Annotated in this window: 12 protein-coding genes; 5 read left to right on the top strand and 7 right to left on the bottom strand. The window is 36.0% G+C overall.

Going from position 1 to position 17996, the window contains the following annotated elements; translation table 11 throughout:
- Positions 1-121: 121 nt before the first annotated feature.
- The 3 genes from EZ449_RS16255 to EZ449_RS16265 all read right to left on the bottom strand — a co-directional run bounded on the left by EZ449_RS16255 (position 122) and on the right by EZ449_RS16265 (position 6410).
- On the bottom strand, positions 122-2092 hold the full coding sequence (locus tag EZ449_RS16255) for a RagB/SusD family nutrient uptake outer membrane protein (RefSeq protein ID WP_131560757.1): 1971 nt from the start codon (positions 2090-2092) through the stop codon (positions 122-124).
- An 11-nt stretch (positions 2093-2103) separates the two neighbouring features.
- The gene (locus tag EZ449_RS16260; RefSeq protein WP_131560759.1) at positions 2104-5328 is read right to left on the bottom strand and encodes a SusC/RagA family TonB-linked outer membrane protein; all 3225 of its coding nucleotides are present in this window, start codon (positions 5326-5328) and stop codon (positions 2104-2106) included.
- 503 nt (positions 5329-5831) lie between these two features.
- On the bottom strand, positions 5832-6410 hold the full coding sequence (locus tag EZ449_RS16265) for a DUF1543 domain-containing protein (protein ID WP_225872345.1): 579 nt from the start codon (positions 6408-6410) through the stop codon (positions 5832-5834).
- 212 nt (positions 6411-6622) lie between these two features.
- On the opposite strand from EZ449_RS16265, the gene EZ449_RS16270 reads away from it, so the two are divergent.
- The 3 genes from EZ449_RS16270 (at position 6623) to EZ449_RS16280 (ending at position 10465) form a co-directional block, all read left to right on the top strand.
- Positions 6623-8332: an FAD/NAD(P)-binding protein gene (locus EZ449_RS16270; RefSeq protein ID WP_131560761.1), complete on the top strand. Its 1710-nt coding sequence runs from the start codon at positions 6623-6625 to the stop codon at positions 8330-8332.
- A gap of 284 nt (positions 8333-8616) precedes the next feature.
- A complete protein-coding gene (locus tag EZ449_RS16275; protein WP_131560763.1) occupies positions 8617-10125 on the top strand; it encodes a M60 family metallopeptidase in 1509 nt (502 codons plus the stop codon).
- A gap of 22 nt (positions 10126-10147) precedes the next feature.
- The gene (locus EZ449_RS16280) at positions 10148-10465 is read left to right on the top strand and encodes a hypothetical protein (protein ID WP_131560766.1); all 318 of its coding nucleotides are present in this window, start codon (positions 10148-10150) and stop codon (positions 10463-10465) included.
- Between the two features lie 16 nt (positions 10466-10481).
- Here the strand turns inward: EZ449_RS16280 and EZ449_RS16285 are convergent, their stop codons facing one another.
- The 3 genes from EZ449_RS16285 to EZ449_RS16295 all read right to left on the bottom strand — a co-directional run bounded on the left by EZ449_RS16285 (position 10482) and on the right by EZ449_RS16295 (position 14237).
- A complete protein-coding gene (locus EZ449_RS16285) occupies positions 10482-11108 on the bottom strand; it encodes a M23 family metallopeptidase (protein WP_131560768.1) in 627 nt (208 codons plus the stop codon).
- A 181-nt stretch (positions 11109-11289) separates the two neighbouring features.
- Entirely contained in the window at positions 11290-12510 is a 1221-nt protein-coding gene (locus tag EZ449_RS16290) for a metallophosphoesterase (protein ID WP_165499794.1), read from the bottom strand.
- 95 nt (positions 12511-12605) lie between these two features.
- Positions 12606-14237: an ATP-binding protein gene (locus EZ449_RS16295; protein WP_131560770.1), complete on the bottom strand. Its 1632-nt coding sequence runs from the start codon at positions 14235-14237 to the stop codon at positions 12606-12608.
- 279 nt (positions 14238-14516) lie between these two features.
- On the opposite strand from EZ449_RS16295, the gene EZ449_RS16300 reads away from it, so the two are divergent.
- Complete coding sequence (locus tag EZ449_RS16300) at positions 14517-14963, top strand: RrF2 family transcriptional regulator (RefSeq protein WP_131560772.1); 447 nt, start codon at positions 14517-14519, stop codon at positions 14961-14963.
- Between the two features lie 170 nt (positions 14964-15133).
- On the opposite strand, the gene EZ449_RS16305 is transcribed toward EZ449_RS16300, so the two are convergent.
- The gene (locus tag EZ449_RS16305; protein WP_131560774.1) at positions 15134-15688 is read right to left on the bottom strand and encodes a hypothetical protein; all 555 of its coding nucleotides are present in this window, start codon (positions 15686-15688) and stop codon (positions 15134-15136) included.
- A 217-nt stretch (positions 15689-15905) separates the two neighbouring features.
- Between EZ449_RS16305 and EZ449_RS16310 the strand changes: the two genes are divergently transcribed.
- Positions 15906-17996 (top strand): HEPN domain-containing protein, encoded by a 2091-nt coding sequence (locus EZ449_RS16310; protein WP_131560776.1) that lies wholly within the window; start codon positions 15906-15908, stop codon positions 17994-17996.

Raw genomic sequence — 17996 nt, forward strand, 5'->3', positions numbered from 1 at the left:
AGATTACACTTATTTCCATCGATTGAAAAAAAAATAATTTTCAGATTAATAATGATGTGATAAAACAAAAAAAGGGCGACTAACATATCAGTTAATCGCCCTGTAGATTTAGGTTTTTAATTTACCAGCCCGGATTTTGCATGGCCTGTTTTTGTGCTGGGGTTAAGGCAACACCATCGTTTTTAATTACATCCAGAAATGTTTGTGGAATTGGGCGTAAATAATGTTTGCTATCTATTGGCTTAGCCTCAAGGTTAAATGCTGTAGTTCTTGCTACCAAAGTTTTGGTTCGGGCAAGATCTTCCCATCTCATTAATTCGCCCATTAATTCTCTCGAGCGTTCATTTAAAATAAATTCCGTGAATTTATCAGCCTGAGAAACTGCACCAATTTTATCGTAAAATTCTTTATTGGAATTGAAGATATCAGCTTCGCTGTTTAAATGCATTGATGTTAAGGTGTTGACGGTACTAACGGGAATATTGTTCGATTCGAAATAGGTGTTTTTATCTGAGTAGGAAACGAAGCCTGTGGTATTAACCGCTGCATTGGTTTTGTAAGCTACACCGCCATCTACATACGATGAGCGATCTTCACCATCTTTATAAGCCGCACGATCGCGAACTCGGTTTAAATAGGTGATAGCTTGTCCAAATTGACCTAATCTACCGTAAGCTTCAGCTGCGATTAAATAGGTTTCGGCTAAACGAGCCAAAATACCATCTCTTTGTCCGAATTGTGAGGCTACTAAGTTTCTAGATCCATCCATAAATTTAGATAGTGCCACATATTGACTCACGCCATAATTTCCATGTGCATTTAGATAACTCTGTGGCTGACCAGCAAAATACCTCACATACATGCTTGGTGCTCTAAGCGCAATGTTTGTACTGGTGTACCTCGTGTCGTTTGCATCATTAACGATGTACAATATTGATTCTTGTCCGCCCGTAAATCTTACTTGACCAACTTGGCCAGGAGTAGGCGCATTTGCAGCGGTCCATTTTGGTGCACCAGCTGGGTTATTACACAAATAACGCGTTTTGAAACTTTTCCAAAATCTCGAATCGTTAACACGGTCAAAAACATCAATTGCATAATCGGTAGATTTCATGCGCTGAAATTCACGGCCTCCAGGGATATCTCGTTGCATGCCTGGTAAATTTTGGTAAACCGATGGGTAGTATAAGTGAATCTGATTTCCGTAGCGACCTTGTGTAGCTGTATTTCCAGAGAATTGGGCAGCTAAAATAACTTCTTTATTTGTTTCATTTGGTCCATCGATTGTTGTAAAGTTCCAAAGATCGCTGAAATTGGTTGCCAAAGTATGCTGACCGCTGTTGATTACCAAATCTGCATACTTTACTGCATTTTGTAAATCGGCCTGCTTGGTATCGCTGTTCCAATCGTTATTAAGTTCACTCGCTCGGTATAAATAGGCTTTTGCTAAGAAATGTGCTGCAGCCCATTTGGTAATTCTCCCTGTTTCTGCTGGCGTATTCGGAAGAAGATTATAGGCTTGTGTAAAATCTTGAATTACTTGTTCATAAACCTCTTTTGCAGAGTTACGAACAAAATCTTCCTTAATAACTTCTAAAGATTCTAATTGCAGAGGCACTCCACCGTATTGTTTTACCAATTTAAAATAGTCGAAAGCACGCATAAAATAACCTTCGCCTAAACGCGTATTTTTATTGGCTCCTTGATAATATATTGGAACATTCTTAATCACAATATTAGCAGAATTAATGTTGGTGTACATATTATCCCAAATTGCTGCAACATCTACCGTTTGAGAATTTAAGCTACCATCATACGAGTTCCACTGTTGTTCAGTTCTATCTCCGCCTACGTTAAACTCATCAACCCCGTAATTGGTTGTGGTGTAAGCCCAAGTGTAGTTGAAGTGAAACTTTAAACTTTGGTACATTCCTATTACTAAGCCATCCAAGCCGTCGGTTCTCTGAAAATCTGAAGTGTTGTGTGAGTTAATCACTTCTTCATCCAAAAAACTTTTTTTACAGGAAGTAGGTAAAATCATTAAGCCACTCAGCAATGCTATTCCTGTTAGTAAATTTATAATCTTTTTCATCTTATTGTCTTTTAAAAACTTGCATTAATACCAAATACTACACCTCTGTTAAAAGTAGAACCACCCAAATCTGGATCAATCCATTTAACATTCGAATAAATTAAACCTGGATTTATTGCTTGTGCATAAACTCTTAATCTAGATAAGGTTAGTTTTTTGGCGATATTCTCTGCGAAATTATAACCAAGTGAAATGTTTCTTATTTTGATAAATGAAGCATCTTGATAATTCATCGAACTTTTAAATGTATCTCCAGCAGCGCTTGCATAACTTGGTGCAGGATAATCGTTTGTTGGGTTTGTTGGTGTCCAATAATCAACAACACGTTGCGCAAAGCGACCTTGTAAAGATTCTGCCCCAGTTGCAATTAAGAAATTATAACGAGCAACAATAAAAATAGACAAATCGAATTTTTTATAATTGAACGTATTCGTTAAACCACCTGTCCAGCTTGGATTGTAATGCCCTAAAATCTGCAAATCGTTATTAGCATCAATTTTATAATCGCCATTTAAATCTTTAATCTTAATGGAGCCTGGTCTAAATTTACTGGCTACCGCTAAAATGTTTGCATTAAATTTATCCATTTCAGCTAAATCTTCAGGTGTGTTTTGCCAAATGCCTTCCTTAACATAATCGTAAGCTACGCCATTCCTTGCGCCAATAAAAAAGCGATCATTAATCATATTACCACCGTTAAGTTGGATAATTTCATCTTTACTCACAGAGAAATTTAGCGTAGATTCCCAAGTAAAATCTTGTGTTTTAACGTTAATTGTATTTAGGGTTAAATCAAGTCCCTTGTTTTTGGTAGAACCAATGTTATCAAATGCACTCGGGTAACCATTAATAATCGGGATGTTTTTCTTTAAAATTAAGTCGTTTGTTTTAGATTTATAAACATCTAATGAACCACTAATTCTTCCTTTAATTACGCTAAAATCTAAGCCCAAATTATATTGGGTGGTTTTTTCCCAACTTAATAATTTGTTAGGGAATGTAATTGGGTTTGCAAGAGATGCATCCGATGCAACATAACCGGTTTGTACCGAGCTGCCATAAGTATAGGTAAGTGGTTGTGTTAAACCAAGTGTTGTACCAATATCTACAGATGAATTACCCGTTGTACCCACACCAAGTCTTAATTTTAATTCGTTAATCCACTTAATGTTTTTAATAAAATCTTCCTGATCTAAACGCCAAGCCAATGCGGTTGATGGGAAGAAATCCCATTTGTTTCCTGATGCTAATTGAGATGCACCATCCCAACGGCCAGATGCTGTTAGTAAATATTTATTGTTGAAAGCATAATTAAATCTAGCCATATAAGATACTAAGGCAGATTTTCTTAAATCAGTTCCAAAACCATCTAAAGCAGTAATGTTAGCTGAATTTAAGCCATACCAAAGGGCGTTGGGTAATGATATTTTACTTCCTGTTAAGGTTGAAGATTCTTCCCTAAATATGGAAGAACTTTGTAATAGTGTTACGCCAAAATTGTGCTTATTGATTGTTTTATCATAATACAATAAATGATCGAGTGTATAAGCAAACCGATTGCTTTGATTTAATTGAGCGTAATTATTTACTGATCCAATTACACCTGCATCACGATTTACGGATTTAGCATCTTGATATCTTCCGTTGTAGAAATTTGAAAAATCTGGTCCAAAATTAACACGATATTTTAAGCCTTTAAAAAGACTAACTTCTCCAAAAACAGAACCTAATGTTCTTAAGGTTTTACGAAGATTGATATTGTAATCGGCCTCCAATACTGGGTTTTGAATGTTAATATCGCCACCAGGAAGATTAATTCTGTTTCCATCTGCATCGAAAGGGACTGCCAAAGGAAGCATTCCACGTGCTGCTGCATAAATGTTTCCAGCACCTGATGCGCTCGCAGCAACAAAACCATAATTTTGTAAACTGTATGTAGCCGTTAGGTTTGCGCCCATTTTAAACCATTTTACAGGATTAATCTCAATGCTTACCTTTCCGCTATATCTCTCAAAATCCTGACCCAATTGCGTTCCTTCTTGGTTTAAATAACCGAAAGATCCATAAGCTTTTATTTTATCGGTACCACCACTAACACTTAATACATGATCTTGAGTAATTCCTGTTCGGGTAACTAAATCTCCCCAATCTGTAGTTGGAACCAAGCTTCCATCAAAAACACCATTTACCCAACCTTGATCTAAATTAGCCAATACAAAACTATCACCAGCAAAAATTCTTCTATCATCAGCTTGCGTAGGTACAATAGGATAGGTTGGTGTATTTGATGTTCCGTTTAATGCATTTAAGTAAGCGGTACGTCGAAAGGCATCTCTTCTAAACTCTATGTATTGGCCAGAATTCATCATTTCCATTCTATCGTTTAGCGATTCAATGGTAGCCGTACCCACATAATCTAACGTTAATCTACCAGCTTTACCTTTTTTGGTATTAACGATTACAACACCATTTGCTCCACGAGAACCATAAATCGCTGTCGCAGATGCATCTTTTAAGATATCGATAGATTCGATATCATTTGGATTAATTGCATCGATGCCGCCTGCTTGCAGCGGAATTCCATCTACAACATACAAAGGTGAGTTACTTGCCGTTAATGATCGTACCCCACGAATTAAAATACTTCCAATTTGCCCCGGACGTTCATTTGAGGTAATATCCACACCGGCAGCTTTTCCTTGGATAGCTTGCAGCGCATTGGTAACAGGCCTCGATCTAATTTCTTCTGCACCAACGCTTACCACCGAACCTGTTAAATCACTTTTCTTAACCGCGTTATAGCCTACAATTACAATCTCATCAAGATCGTTTGTTGCACTCTTCATTTGCGCAGTAATATTTGTTCTGCCATTAATTGGAATTTCTAGTGTCGTATAACCAACGTAAGAAAAAACCAAAGTGGGCGTAGCTGTTCCCGTCGGGACTGTAATAGAGAAAGCACCATTTGCATCTGTTGTAGTTACAATTGATGTTCCTTTAATTTTCAAGATTACGCCAACTAGCGTTTCGCCTTTTTCATCGGTAACCTTTCCTTTAATAACATCGTCGAATTTGTTATTAGAAAAGCGATCTGCTCGTTTACTAACATTTGTTTCAGCATTAGCTGTTTTGCTAAGCACTACAAAAGACAGCGCAGAAAGACTAAAAATGAGTAGCCTTTTACCATTAAATAGGTGCCGTTGCTGATTAAAAATGGGGGGTAAATTAAAATGCATAAGTTTTAATTTTATTAAGAAATATTTGGTTATTTATTATCGCAGCATGTTGTGCGAGTCGCAATTGAAGAATCCTTTATCTACCTTAAATGATGATTTGTTTTGTTGGTTACAATTTCTTTCGAAAGTATTTGGATTTTTTAAATTACTTGGAGTGCTCGTTTAGGGGTTTTCTGTGAGGAATTACATGAGCCAAGGAAGTTTCTTTCTCAGGATAAATGAATGCATAAAGTAGCCTTTTTTCATAAAATTGGGATTAATGATGGATTATTAAATTCGAATAAAGCCTAATTACACGAGGAACTGTTTCCTCGAGCAACACTATACTTGGTTAAAATTTAAACGAGATTAAGGTTTTAATTTTGATTTCCCATCCTGCTCTATCCTGTTAAGAGGTTGGGATGAAATAAATTGAAATGAAAAACGGAACACATCGAAGCCTGTGTTGGTGTGGTTTGGTTTCAGAAGTTTGAAGTGGTAGGCGTTAATTTTGTTATTATCGATTATAACTTATCCAATTTAAAATAACCTAAATGGATTTTGTCTTCTGCCAAATTAGATGATGGCGTAATTTCGATTTGGTACTTTTCTTTCATCTCCCGACTTAAGATATCCTCGATTTTGTAAATATCATCTACATCTACACCATATTTTTCATCAATATGGGCATTTGCACCTTTTAATGAATTGGTTTTAAAGAACACAGATTTTTTAGCTTCTTGAACAGCATGTGCTCGATCATCGTTAACAGATAAGACAATGTAGTGTTGCTCTGCTAATTTATTGGTTTGATAACCCCCAAGGTTAATAAAGAATAATTTTTTTAAGGATGGTTTTGTGTCTTCAGTCTTTAAGCTAACCATTATTCTATAATCGCCAACCACATTTACCTCACGCCAACCATCTACATGGATGCTATTGCCAGCCTCTGGCCAAAATGCCTTTATAGCGGGAACGAGCTCTTTTAAAGAATTTGCAATGCCGAAAAAGTAATCGTGTTGTTCTACATTGCGTTTTGGAGCTTTTGAGCCTAGTAAAAGCATGTAAAGTTTTGGTTCTGGCATTAATTCTTTTTCATCCATCCTTTATCTGTTTGTTTTCTTTGAAAATTAGGGTGTGCTCTTTTTATTTACTATTGCTAACAAGTTTGTAAACATTTGGTTTCTAAAAATCGCGAACATTGCTTAATTTATCAATTTTAATCATCTTCTAAAACAATTTAGACTTTAAAGGATTATATGAATTGCTACAAGCATAAATTTGCAATTAGCCAAACAATAACCGCTTAAATTAGATGAACAATAACGCTGTAAAGAAAAGAATCGCAATAATTGGTGGCGGTCCAAGTGGACTTTTTATGTACAAACGATTGGTAGAATCTAAGCATAAAGGTCTTGAAATCGAAATATTCGAACGCAAAGGTTATTTGGGCGCTGGAATGCCTTACAGTGAAGAAGGAGCAAATGAAGAACACATTACGAATGTTTCTGATAATGAAATACCAATCATTTTTAACTCTATTGAAGATTGGATAAAAATCGCTGCACAAGATATCCTAAAGAGATTTAATATCAACTCCGAAAATTTTAATGAGTACAAGGTTTTACCTCGATTGTTTTTCGGCGAATATCTTTCAGCTCAATTTAACTTGTTAAAAGATTCTGCAGAGAAACTGGGCATTAAAACTAAGGTGCACTTAAATTGTGTGGTTAAGGATATAATCGATTATCCTGAAAAGAAAACCGTAGAGATCGAACTAGAGGACGGAACCATTTGCACTAGCGATTTGATTATTATTTGTACCGGTCATAACTGGCCTAAAAAATATGAGGGTAAAGTTCCAGCGTATTTTGATTCTCCTTATCCACCAAAAAAACTGTTGCTAAATATTAATCATCCTGTCGGAATAATGGGTACTTCGTTAACCGCAATTGATGCGGTTAGAACCTTGGCAAGAAGAAATGGTAAGTTTGAGGAAGCCGAAAATGGTAAGTTAAAATTTAGGCTTGATAAAGAAAGTAAAGATTTTAAGTTAATTATGCACTCTAGAAATGGACTTTTGCCAGCGGTTCGGTTCCATTTAGAAGATTCGCATTTAGGTAAGAATGAAACCTTAACGAAAGCCCAAATTAAAAAAAATATCAAGGAAAATGGTGGGTTCATCGCTTTGGATTATGTTTTCGAAAAGAATTTTAAAGAAATATTTATCGAAAAAGACCCAAGCTTTTACAAGAAAATAAAGGATTTAAGTTTAGAGGATTTCGTAAACAAGATGATGGATTTGCGGGAAAGCATGGATCCTTTTGAACTGTTTAAAAGAGAATATGATGAAGCCGAAAAATCTATAGAAAAAAGAGAATCTATTTATTGGAAAGAAGCCCTTGCAATTTTAAGCTTTGCAATGAATTATCCTGCTAAATATTTATCGGCCGAGGATATGGAAAGGTTGCAAAAAGTTTTAATGCCGCTAATATCGATTGTTATAGCTTTCGTGCCACAAGGTTCTTGCAAGATTTTGATGGCCTTACATGAGGCGGGGGTTTTAGAGATTGTAACCGTTGGTAATGATAGTAGAGTAGAACCTATTGAAACTGGCGGTGCAGATTACCATTATACTGATGATAAAGGCAAGGAAGTAAAAGTCCACTTCGATACTTTTGTAGATTGTATTGGTCAGCCACATCTCTCATTTAAGGATTTCCCATTTAAAGGTCTTACAAAAGGCGGAACGGTTAGTCCAGCCAGACTTCAATTTAAATCTGCTGAAGCAGGTAAAAAAGATATTGATAATGAATTGGTAGAATTGGATGATGATGGAAAATATTACTTAAATGTGCCCGGAATTACAATTAATGATGACTTTCAGGTTGTAAATAAAAAAGGGGAGATAAATGATCGAATTTACATTATGGCCGTTCCTTATATTGGTGGTTACAATCCCGATTATTCTGGAATAGATTTCTGCGAGGCTGCTTCAGAAGCCGTTATTAAAAGTATTTTCTAAAATATCTTTTAAATGTGCATTCCTGACTGTGTTAAATATCGCCATTTTAGGATAAGTTAAACGAGGTCAAACGTTTGCGCTTAAATTAATCTGTTTCGATTTAGGTATTGCAATTTGTAATCTTCTATGATCTATTTTGTGAAAAATGAAAACATAATCTGTTTTCATTTTTTGTTTTCGCCTTAATTTCAATCAAACGTTTGCGTGTAGAAAAATAGCGATAAACTTCCCTAAATAGATATATTGCATTTCAAACCTATAATATCTTAGTTAATCTCTAAATCATGAAGAAATTATTATTGCTTGCAGCAATCCTAGCATTCGGGATTCGGTCATTTTCGCAAACTTCAGATCCAGTATCAATAATTATCTCTCCACAAAAGCCCTTATCAGCTAAAGATGTCGAATTTAGAAAAGCAATTAGTAAATGGAGCGATAAACAGCTTACTAGCTCCGATGTTAAAGGAGTAAAACCTCATCCATCTTCAGCGATATTCCCCGGAGCGGTGAAACCAGGATTTAAATTCGTAAATAAAACGGTTCACATCAATCACCAAAAAATTAAGGATACCGATATTGGAATCGTTTCTCGCATGCAGTACTCTAGTCCGTGGAACAATAATTTGTACAGCACGGGTTTATATGCCATTGCGGGTGAGTTTATAGAAATTGATATTCCAAAGGGCATAAACACTAAAGATTTAAAAGTTCAAATTGGTGCGCATTCAGATCGATTGGATCAATGGGTTGCGGGTAAGGAAGATTGGCGGAGAATGCCTATTGTAACCAAAACCCAAGCACTTAAGAACGGTAAAAATATAGTTGCTTCTCCTTTCGGAGGATTGGTTTATATTTCTATTTCACCAAAAGCAGAAAACTGGGAAAGCAACATTTTGATTAAACATGCCATATCGGCTCCAATTTTTATTTTAGGTAAAACGACTAAAGCAGAATGGGCTGTTCAACTCCAATCAAATAATGCACCTTGGGGAGAATTGGCAAGCGAAAACATCATTTTAACCCTGCCAGATTCGGTACTTAAAAAAGTAAGTGATCCTGATGAAGTGATGAAACTTTGGGATTTGATTATTGGTGGTGAAATGGAGCTGGCGCAGATTAATAAACCTTATTACAGGGCACAAAGAATAGTTATAGATGAGCATATTGGAGGCGGATTTATGCACAGCGGCTACCCAATAATGGTTCATCATTCGCCAACAAGGCGCATGCTTTCTGCCGATGTTGTGGCCAACCCAATGTTATTAATGACACCAAGTAAGGGTGGTGCCAACTGGGGTTTCTTTCATGAGATTGGCCATAATATGCAGAATCTCGACTGGGTTTTCGGTGGAACAACCGAGGTTAGCTGCAATTTCTTTTCGCTCTACATGTTCGATAGATTACTTGGTGGACGAGATGATGCGCATGGTGCGATATCAAATGCAAACACCCAAAAATCGATGAAGAAATATTTTCTTGATGGTCCAGATTACGAAAAATGGAAAAATGATCCTTTCTTGGGATTAATCATGTTTAGGCAATTACAAGAGGGTTTTGGATGGGAGTCATTCAAGGCATTTTTTAGGGAATACCAAAAGTTGGCCAATGAAAAAAGAATGAAGGATGATGATCAACAGAAGAGAGATTTATGGGCAAAAACCTATTCAATTGTAGTACAAAGAAATGTTGCGCCGTTTTTCGAAAAATGGGGAATACCCATTAGTGATACTACAAAAGTAGCGCTGAAGAAATTTGCCACTTGGATGCCTTACAATTTTCCACCAATTAACTAATCGCTAAATCAAGTCCTAAGTTATGCCAATTAGCAAGAATAAAACGCCTTTAACGAAAGATAAACTGCTTAACCCATTAAATATTTATGAGGTTAATCCTATTATTTTTTATTCTGGTAAAGAAGATGAGTTAAACATCGAACTCGTAGAATTTAACCATGGAGAGCTCATTATAAAATCTTTATCTACAGATATCTTGAAGGTGAAAGAATTGATAATGGAAGATGAAGACTTCGATATTAAATGGAAGCAAACTACAAAAGGTTTAAGAATTACGCTGCCTGATGGATTGATTAATGATGAGTTTAGACAAAAATGTACATTGAAAATTAAGTTTTAGATCTTTTTACCTAGCGCTATTTTACATTCTCTTTTATAAATAATTGTGGATTGTAAAACCTTTCATTTAACTGCGCATTGTTAAAGGTTAACCAACTTGCGCAACCATAATCGTCGAATTTTTTTCTGATTTCTAAATGAAGATGATGGTAATCGCCACCATATTTTTTGCTTTCTGCTTTGGTAAATAAACGGGCCAATTTGGTGTTTGGCTCTACCTGTTGGCCATTACTAACATAAACTTCCTTTAAATGTTTGTAGGTAGTAAACATGGTTTTTCCATTTTGCAAAGTATGTTTAACTATTACAGTTCGCTGGTTTTCGCCTAAATGGACCGAACAAACCACCCCATTTGCCATGGCATAAACAGCAATTAAAGCTGCCTTTGGCTTCGCCGGATTTATATCTATTGCAGTGTGAATATGCCCTTTTACGTAACTATCGCGGTGATCGCCAAAAATGCTGATGATTTTAATATTACTCACTTTCTTTCTGTCGGCTACATCGAAAGGTAAGAACCATTTATTGGCTACTTTAGCTGGGCTTACATCGCTGTAATATGGTTTCCACCTATCTTTATCTTTTTCAATAGTAGGTGTTTCGAAAAAAATAAAAGCAAGAATAAGGAGCAGGAGCGTTCTCATAAAATGAATAATTTAAGGCAACAATATAAGATTTTATTCGATTTGGTTTAGGTGTTTAACACAGTTTTTTGTTTATAAACCTGACAGGAATGGCATCCTTTTGTTTTTCACAAAAGATAGAATGAATGGCAGGACTGAGGTTCACAATGAAATGCTGAACATTCATTTTCAATGTATAAGCTTATTTCCTTTTCAATTCGATAACGGTAATTTCCGGCCAAATTCCAATGCGACCAGAGAAGCCCAAGTAACCAAAACCTCGGTTAACATTTAAGTACCTGTTGTTTTCGGTTTTTATGCCTGCCCAATGTTTGTAACGAAACTTTACAGGACTCCATTTAATGCCAAAAGCCTCGATTCCGAATTGCATGCCATGAGTATGGCCTGCTAAACTTAATTGTATTTTTGATGGATTATTTTTTACCTGCGCATCCCAATGAGATGGATCGTGAGATAAAAGAATTTTGAAATCGTTAACCGATGTGCCTTTTAAGGCCTTGTTTAAATCTCCTCTTTCTCCAAAGCCAATGCCCCAATTTTCTATTCCAGCCAATATTATTTTCTCTCCGTTTTTATGCAGTTCTATATGTTCATCTAACAAAAGCTTAAAGCCCAAATCTTTATGGTAAGCTTTAAGCTGATCTAGGTTTTTAATTTTATCTGCTTCGGTTGGCCACTTGATGTAATCGCCATAATCGTGATTTCCCAATACTGAAAATTGCCCATAAGGGGCTTTAATTTGAGAGAAATGGCCAATATAAGGCACGATTTCTGATGATGCATTATTAACCAAATCGCCCGTAAAAACAAATAAATCGCTTTTTTGGGCATTTATTAAATCTATTCCCTTTTGTACAGCCCTTGGGTTGGTAAAACTACCGGCATGTACATCAGATATCTGTGTTAAGGTAAAGCCATCAAAGCTGGCAGGTAAATCATCGAAATATAAGGTGTGTTTAATAACGCGATAAGCATATTTACCTTGTGTTATGCCGTATATAAAAAGGGCCACAGTAAGGCAAAACATTACAAATGCAAAATCTACCCAGTAATTACTCCTCCCTAAGATATGAAAGCCCTCAGGTTGAAAAACTGAGGCTAAACCAATAAGTAGGTGATAGATATCGCCTAGTAGCAAAAAGATTGCAAATACAAGTTCGGCAGCGAACACGATTAAAAAAATATGTGCAACAATTTGGAAAAACTTATTAATTCCCTTAACCTGCATTTGTGTAATAGCATATATTAAGGCAAGCGATAAGGCAATAATAAAGACCCAAAATGAGCGATCGAGCCAAATGGAATGGTTAATGGCGCTTAAACCAGATAGCACGTATGCATTTAAGGCGAAAAATATGATGGCAACTATAAGTAGGGGAAGTAGATTGAGTTTTCTTTTCATTATAAATCTAATAGCAGAATTGCCGTAAATGTAGATTTTAAACGCAAATAAAAATGATTCTGTTTCTTACAGTAAATATTTTGACGATTGTTTGATTAAACTGGTTGGTCGGTTTTGGTCCATTTAATCATAACTGTTCTCAAGTCATCTAAGGTAAATGGTTTTGCTAAGAAATCTTTCATGCCAGCGTTTAAACAAGCATCTTTATCTTGTTGCATGGCATTGGCACTGCAACCAATAATTACAGGAGGAATGATGTTTTTCGTTTCGTAAAGCCTAAGAATTTCTATCGTTGCCGATACACCATCCATTTGGGGCATTTGCATATCCATCAAAATAATGTTGAAGTGCTCATCTAATGTTTTTTCTACAGCTTCTAACCCATCGCTAGCAACACTATACTTGTAACCAGATTTTTCTAACATTTTTGAGGTAATAATTTGATTAAAAATATTATCCTCAGCAATTAAAATATGCATGCCTGCCACAGGAAGTGTTGTTTTATTGGTAATAAGGTTCTTGTTTTTTGATAAAAGGTTAGCATAGTAAGGTTCAACTGGAACGGCAAAAGTAAATTCAGATCCACCTCCGGGCTCACTAATTGCAGAAATTTTACCATCCATCATTTCTGCCAGCTTTCTACAGATTACCAATCCTAATCCAGCTCCCCCAAATTTTCTAGTTATGGATGGATTGATTTGAGAAAATGGAAGGAAGAGCTTTTTCATATCCTCCTCGTCAATGCCAATTCCAGTATCCTTTAACACTGAAATTAAGGTGTTAATTCCATTCTTGCTCGAATATTTTATGCTCAGTTTTACATAACCAAATTCGGTAAACTTAACGGCATTACTTAATAGATTAATGATAATTTGCTTGTATCTTATTTCATCTGTAATGATAATTTCGGGTACACTTTCGCTAATTTCTATAATAAGTTGCAGGTTTTTATTAAAAAACAAAGGCCTTACAATATTTTCGGCGTCGGTTATACAATTTCTTATCTCAAAAGGGTGATTGTGAATCTCCATTTTATTGGCTTCGATTCGAGAGATATCCAACAGATCGTTTACAATATCGATCATGATGCTATTGCTTGCCTGCAGTGTGTTTAATAATTCAGATTGCTCTGTATTGAGTTTGGTAAGCTTTAAAAGTTCTGAAGCGCCAGTAATTCCATTTAGTGGCGTTCTAATCTCATGACTCATATTTGCAAGGAAATTAGATTTTGCCTTTGTTGCGGCTTCAGCAGCTTCTTTGGCTATAATAAGTTCTTGCTGTGAAACCTCTAATCGTTGTTTACTCTTAAGCAGTAAAAAACGATCGAATTCGGTTACTTGTTTGTAAACGACAAGCATGAAGATCATCATCAATGCAATATCCACAAAGGCAAAAATTAAATCGAAATTTCTTGCAGATTCGCTTGGGTATGGCACTAACAATTGTGGATAAGCATTTTCTAAAGCAACGCAGAGCGATGTGGTTGCAAAGAAAAATATGATGAAAATTACCCTATATTTTTTAGAAAGAGAGAGCATTGCGATGCTCAGGTAAAATATGAAAAAAAGGGGTGTGGAACCTAAAGATCCGGCGTTTAAAAACCATGCCGGGGCAATTGTAACAATGTTGTAAACGAAATACCAAAACCTTATTTTGTTAGAAACCCTACCCTTAATTGCAAAATAATAGAAAGCGGCGTGAACAAAAGTACCTAAGAATATATACAAGTTTAGTACCCATGTTAGGCCAATAATAAAATTTGCAACAATGTTTATTAGTGAAATTATTATTAAACAAAGGCACAATACGGCAAATAGCTTCGCTTCAATGCTTATTTTTCGATTCCTTAAGTTTAGTAATTTAATATTCTTGAGCACTTAAAGGTATTTTGGTTTTAAAGATATAATATTTTGACGGATGTTTTAATATGCTTTTATGAGTTTTGAAATCATACACCTTATGCGCATATTTTATATCTTACATTCTTTTATTAGCTTTGTGCAAATATGCTATCCAAAAAAACAAAATATGCCATTAAAGCACTCGTTGCTCTTGGTAAAAATATAGAAAAACCACCAATGCAAATTTCAAAAATTGCAGAGGAGGAGCATATCCCTAAAAAATTCTTAGAACAAATCCTTTTGGATTTACGCAACGCCGGTTTCCTTTATAGTAAAAAAGGTGCTGGTGGCGGTTATAGCTTAAACAAGAAACCAGAAGAAATTTTGTTGGTACAGGTTATGCGTGTTACTGATGGACCGATTGCAATGGTTCCTTGTGCCAGTTTAAACTTCTATCACAAATGTGATGAGTGTGTTGATGAAAAAACCTGTGGCATTAGAAGTGCATTTATCGATGTGAGAGATGCCACATTAAAAGTTTTAAGTGAAACCAGCATTGCTGATGTAATTGGTCGCGAAGATACGTTGAAGCTTGGTATAGATACGCTTTAAGGTGATTCAAATCCTGAATCTTTTTAAGGCGATGGCTATATTGGGGAATTTTTATTTCTCAGCAAAGTAACAGCAATATAGGTGTATTACCATACGCTTATCGACTTATTTATAAACTTAAAATTTATTTAAAGAGCTCGAATTTTCTACCCAATAAATATCCATCAGGCTCACATTATTTTTTGCGAAGAACTTACGGCAATGCCTTTGTGATCGTTATTTGTTAGCGTAAACCCCTCTAGTTCATCGGTTTTATCCGAATCAATAACTTTTATAACTACTTCTTTGCCGCTTGCCAACGATTTCTTTAGATCAAGAAAGGTAAGCCTCCATTTTCGGCCCTCTATTTGGTTTTGAATCAGCACCAATATTCCCTTGTTCTCAATAAAGTGTAAGTTTTGTACCCATGGCGAGCAAGTAAATTTTTTATACATTAAGCCAGTTTCACTTGTTTTATCTGCTTTAACAAGTTTTGCCACATCATACAAACGTACTTCATTGGATTTATTTCCGTAGTCGGCGGTAGCCATAAACCACTTTCCATTAGATTTTACATACTCTGGCCGTGTACCTTGAATACACGCATCATCTTCTATGGTTTTTAATAGATGGCCATCTAAGGTTTTACTTTTTAAAAATCCAGACCAATCAATCGAGTATATCATCGCTTTCCAAACTGTTCCCTCAGCATTTTGGCGCACTGAGTTACCAACAAATGTGGGCATGATATAATCTTTTTTAATAAAAATTACTACTATTCCTATATACTTTATATATTTGGCAGATGAATTTCAGTTTTATACACAGCCAAGCTTGTGCCCGAATGATGCATTATTGTTGTAAAACAAGATAGAAGAGGGTATTTGAATAATTTATAGGTATAAAATATTGGATGCTTCTCAGTAATAGAGAGGCATTTTTTGAATAAAGCTAACAACATATATGCAAAGTTTCAGAACAGAACTCGAAAACAATATTGTCGAGCAGGACATTATCGATTTAGAGAATAAGATTAAAGCTTTTCGCGACGGAACCATTCACGATGAGAAATTTAGAAGTTTACGTTTAGCACGTGGAGTTTACGGACAAAGACAGCCAGGCGTACAAATGATTCGAATTAAACTACCATTTGGTAAGGTAACTTTTAAGCAATTATTGCGCATTGCCGATATTGCTGATGAATATGGAAGTGGCAATTTGCACTTAACAACCCGTCAGGATATTCAGTTGCATTATGTGAGTTTGGATAGAACGCCAGAACTTTGGGCGAAATTGGAGCAAGATGATATTACACTACGTGAGGCTTGCGGAAATACCGTTCGTAATGTAACGGCATCGCCAAATTCGGGGATTGATAAGGATGAACCTTTCGATGTTTCTCCTTATGCTCATGCGGTTTTTAAATACTTTTTACGTAATCCGATTTGCCAGGAAATGGGCAGAAAGATTAAAATTTCTTTCTCTTCGAGTGATAAGGATACAGCTTTTAGTTACATCCACGATTTAGGTTTTATTCCGAAAATCAATCAAAAGGGCGAACGTGGGTTTAAGGTTTTATTCGCAGGTGGTTTAGGTGCACAGCCTTTTCTGGCAAGTGCTATTCATGAGTTTTTAGCGGAAGACCAATTGATTCCTTTTACTGAATCTGTTTTACGTGTTTTCGACCGTTACGGCGAACGTACCAACAGAAATAAAGCTCGTTTAAAATATTTAGTACAGAAGTTAGGTTTAGAAGAAGTTTTACGTCTGGTTGCTGAAGAGCGCATCGCCAATAAAGTAAAAACTTTTATTATTGATAGAGATACCGTTCCTCAACCTGTTTTGCCATTAGAACAAAGTTTTGGTGAGGTTGAGATTTTAAATGAATTGCATTACAAACATTGGTCGGCGACTAACGTTGTGCCGCAAAAACAGGATGGTTTTTACTCGGTTTATGTAAAGGTTCAAGTTGGCGATATCAAAACTGATAAAGCTCGTGCTTTCGTTGATGCCATTAAACCTTATGTTGCCGATGAAATCAGAATTACGCAAAATCAAGGTTTGCTTTTGAAGTTTGTTCGTGAGGAAGCTTTACCATCCTTGTACGCTGCATTAAATAAAATTGGTTACACAACTGCCGGTTTCGATAGCCTGGCTGATATTACTACCTGCCCGGGAACAGATACCTGTAATTTAGGAATCTCAAACTCAATGACCTTAGCCGAGGTTTTGGAAGATGTGATTTACACCGATTTCCCGGAGTTTATTTATGAGAAAAATATCAAGATAAAAATCAGTGGCTGTATGAACTCTTGCGGTCAGCATGGTTTAGCAGAAATTGGTTTCCACGGAAGTTCAGTAAAAGCGGAGGGGAAAGTTGTTCCTGCGGTTCAGGTGATGCTTGGCGGCGGCACAGTTGGAAACGGTGTTGGCAGAGTGGCAGAACGTGTAATTAAAGTGCCATCGAAAAGAGCGACAAGCGTTTTGCATTTCATTTTAAATGATTTTAAAGCGAATAACGAAGAGAACGAAAATTTCCATCAATATTATGATAGAAAAGGTAAAGACCACTTTTATCAACTGTTGAAGCCATTGGCAGATTTAACCAATCTTCAGCAGGAAGAATTTGTTGATTGGGGCCACGTAGAGCAATTTGTGACGGCTATTGGTGTGGGAGAATGTGCAGGCGTAGTTATCGATTTAGTGGCGACTTTACTTTTAGAGGCTGATGAAAAATTCGGTTGGGCAAAGCAAAATTTAGATAAGGGCGCTTACGCAGATGCAATTTATCATACGTATAGCACTTTCGTTAGCGCTGCAAAATCATTGCTTTTAGATAAGGGCGTAAACAGCAGCACGCAAGTTGGCGTCATCAGAGAGTTCGATAATCATTACGTGGAAACAGGCGAATTTAATTTATCAACCAACTTTTCAGACTTGGTTTTGCAAATCAATAAAAATGAACCGACAGCAGAATTTGCTCAAAGCTACTTTAATCAGGCTGAGGCATTTTTAAATCAAATTAAAGAAAAACGGGCAACAGTAAAAGCATAA

Origin of the sequence: Pedobacter frigidisoli, from assembly GCF_004331675.1 — a bacterium.
Classification (GTDB): domain Bacteria; phylum Bacteroidota; class Bacteroidia; order Sphingobacteriales; family Sphingobacteriaceae; genus Pedobacter; species Pedobacter frigidisoli.

Coding starts and splice junctions, on each gene's coding strand:
- EZ449_RS16255 (WP_131560757.1), bottom strand. CDS start 2,092: ATGAAAAAGATTATAAATTTACTAACAGGAATAGCATTGCTGAGTGGC.
- EZ449_RS16260 (WP_131560759.1), bottom strand. CDS start 5,328: ATGCATTTTAATTTACCCCCCATTTTTAATCAGCAACGGCACCTATTT.
- EZ449_RS16265 (WP_225872345.1), bottom strand. CDS start 6,410: ATGGATGAAAAAGAATTAATGCCAGAACCAAAACTTTACATGCTTTTA.
- EZ449_RS16270 (WP_131560761.1), top strand. CDS start 6,623: ATGAACAATAACGCTGTAAAGAAAAGAATCGCAATAATTGGTGGCGGT.
- EZ449_RS16275 (WP_131560763.1), top strand. CDS start 8,617: ATGAAGAAATTATTATTGCTTGCAGCAATCCTAGCATTCGGGATTCGG.
- EZ449_RS16280 (WP_131560766.1), top strand. CDS start 10,148: ATGCCAATTAGCAAGAATAAAACGCCTTTAACGAAAGATAAACTGCTT.
- EZ449_RS16285 (WP_131560768.1), bottom strand. CDS start 11,108: ATGAGAACGCTCCTGCTCCTTATTCTTGCTTTTATTTTTTTCGAAACA.
- EZ449_RS16290 (WP_165499794.1), bottom strand. CDS start 12,510: ATGAAAAGAAAACTCAATCTACTTCCCCTACTTATAGTTGCCATCATA.
- EZ449_RS16300 (WP_131560772.1), top strand. CDS start 14,517: ATGCTATCCAAAAAAACAAAATATGCCATTAAAGCACTCGTTGCTCTT.
- EZ449_RS16305 (WP_131560774.1), bottom strand. CDS start 15,688: ATGCCCACATTTGTTGGTAACTCAGTGCGCCAAAATGCTGAGGGAACA.
- EZ449_RS16310 (WP_131560776.1), top strand. CDS start 15,906: ATGCAAAGTTTCAGAACAGAACTCGAAAACAATATTGTCGAGCAGGAC.